The sequence below is a fragment of the Phenylobacterium sp. genome (genome assembly GCF_036263695.1).
Classification (GTDB): domain Bacteria; phylum Pseudomonadota; class Alphaproteobacteria; order Caulobacterales; family Caulobacteraceae; genus Phenylobacterium.
In genome coordinates this window covers 1-2,335 of the sequence record NZ_DATAGM010000386.1, presented here as the reverse complement: position 1 = coordinate 2,335, position 2,335 = coordinate 1, and the positions used below count along the sequence as shown (strand labels likewise).

The following is a 2,335-nucleotide window of genomic DNA, read 5'->3' as shown; positions in this document are numbered from 1 at the left end:
ATCATGGCCACGCCGGTGATCGGCTTAGACATGGAGTAGATGCGGACGATGGCGTCCTTGCTCATCTGCCGGCCGGGCGCGGCCTCGCCGTAGGTGTTGAAGGCCACCAGCTTGCCGTGGCGGGCGAGGTAGGTGGTCATGCCCGCCACCTCGCCGTCGGCGACGACCTTGGCCATGGCCGCGTCGAGCCGCTTCAGCCGCTCGGACGAAAAGCCCACGGCCTCAGGCGAGGCGGCCGGCGCCAGCTCCGCCGCCGGCCGGCGCTGGGCGTACGCCGGCGCCGCCGAACTCGCGGCCAGGCTCGCCGCCAGGACAGCCGCCAGCAGTCGTGTTCCACGATGGGTCATCAGCCCCTCCCCTGACCTTCTTGTCGTTGGCGCGAGTTTAGCGGTCGGAATCGGCCGGGCCGATTTCAGCCCTGAAAGGCTCAATCCCAGAAGCGGAAGGCGTCGAATCCGGAGGCGATGGCGATGCCGGGGACGCCGGCCAGCTGGGTCAGGTCGGCGGCGGTCCCGATGAGCGCCTGGGCGACGCCGGGGATGAGGAACAGGGCCAGCAACAGGCCCATCATGGCCAGCGGCTCGAACTTGCGCAGGCGTTGGCGGACGGCGGTGGGCAGGAAGGGCCGGAAGACGCCATAGCCGTCGAGGCCGGGGACCGGCAGCAGGTTGAGGATCAGCGCCGTAGCCTGCAGGAAAGCCAGGAACGCCAGGCCGGAGACCAGCGCGATGCCCTGCATCCCTGAGAGGCCGAGCCACAGCTGGGCGAGCGCCGCGAGCAGGACGAAGGCCGCCAGCGTCCCCGCCGGCCCGGCCAGCGAGGACGCCGAGCGCCACAGACGGCTGCGCATCAGGTCCTCGCGCAGGTAGACCGCTCCGCCGGGAAAGCCGATACCGCCGAGCGCCAGGGCGATCAGCGGGATCACCAGGCTGGTTCCGAGGTCCGCGTATTTGAAGGGATCGAGCGTCAGGTAGCCCTTGGTCTCGACGGTGTGGTCGCCGGCCTTCCAGGCGACGAAGGCGTGGCCGAACTCGTGGGCGATCAGGGCCAGGATCCAGCCGGCGACCACGAACAGGAAGGTCAGGATGTCGGGCGCGCCTGGCACGAAGGCCAGCGCCCCGCCGAGCGCGAGCCACAGGACCAGCAGGGCGACGGCCGCGCCGCTGATCCCGCGCGGTCGGGAGGTCTCGGCCGGCTGAGGCTGCTCGGGCGTGGTCAGCCTAGACCTGCTTTGGCTTGAAGCGCTTGCCCGCCGGGAAGCCCTTGGGCGCGACCTTGCCGGCGCTGGCCCGCCGGCCCGCCCACTGGCCCCACTCCGGCCAGGCGCGGGTGCGGCCGGCCGTGTCGATCCAGCTGGCCCCTTCGGCGCTGTCGAACACCAGCGCATCGCGCAGGCCGCCCTCGCGGTAGGCCTGCAGCTTCACGCCCTTGCCGCGGGACATCTCCGGCAGCTCGGCGGCCGGGAAGATCAGGATCTTGCCGTTGTCGCCGATCACCGCGATCTGGTCGCCGGTCATCGGCAGGCAGAGCGCCGCGCCCTTGGCGTCGACGTTCAGCACCTGCTTGCCGGCCCGGCGGAAGGCGATCGCCTCCTCTTCCGGCAGGATGAAACCGTAGCCTGCCTTGGACGCGACCAGCCGCTTGGAGCCCGGCTTGTGCGGGAACACCGACAGCACGCCCACCTTGTCGTCCAGATCGAGCATCAGGCGCAGCGGCTCACCGTGGCCGCGGGCGGAGGGAAGCTTGTCGCAGCCCAGGGTGAAGAACCGCCCGTCGGAGGCGAAGATCAGCAGCTTGTCGGTGGTCTCGGCCGGGACCAGGAAGGCGAGCTTGTCGCCCTCCTTGAACTTCAGCTCCGAGGGGTCCTCGACCTTGCCCTTGGCGGCGCGGATCCATCCGCGCTCGGAGAGGATGACGGTGATCGGCTCGCGCACCACCATCGCCTCGATGGCCGCATCGGGATCGACCGCCGGCGCCTCGGCGAAGATCGAGCGGCGCTTGCCGAGCGTCGTCTCCGGACCCAGCACGGCCCGCACGTCCCTGAGACCGACGCCCACTAGGCGCCACTGCAGCTTGTCCGAGCCCAGCATCTTGAGCAGCTCGTCGCGCTCCTCGGATAGCTCGGCGTGCTCGCGCCGGATCTCCATCTCCTCCAGTTTGGCGAGCTGGCGCAGGCGGGTGTTGAGGATTGCCTCGGCCTGGGTCTCGGTGAGCTCGAAGGCGGCGATCAGCTTCGCCTTCGGCTCGTCCTCGTAGCGGACGATGCGGATCACCTCGTCGAGGTTCAGGAAGGCGATCAGCAGGCCGGCCAGGATGTGCAGCCGGGCCTCGATCT

At 70.3% G+C, this 2,335-nt stretch carries 3 protein-coding genes; all 3 read right to left on the bottom strand.

Annotated features, from left to right (window positions below):
- A partial coding sequence (locus VHK87_RS15620; RefSeq protein WP_329635816.1) for a serine hydrolase occupies positions 1-347 on the bottom strand: 347 nt, incomplete at its 3' end.
- 80 nt (positions 348-427) lie between these two features.
- Positions 428-1,105, bottom strand: coding sequence for a site-2 protease family protein (locus VHK87_RS15615; protein WP_329635815.1), 678 nt, complete (start codon positions 1,103-1,105; stop codon positions 428-430).
- 115 nt (positions 1,106-1,220) lie between these two features.
- Positions 1,221-2,335: DNA gyrase C-terminal beta-propeller domain-containing protein (locus VHK87_RS15610; RefSeq protein ID WP_329635814.1), on the bottom strand; the 1,115-nt coding region annotated here is incomplete at its 5' end.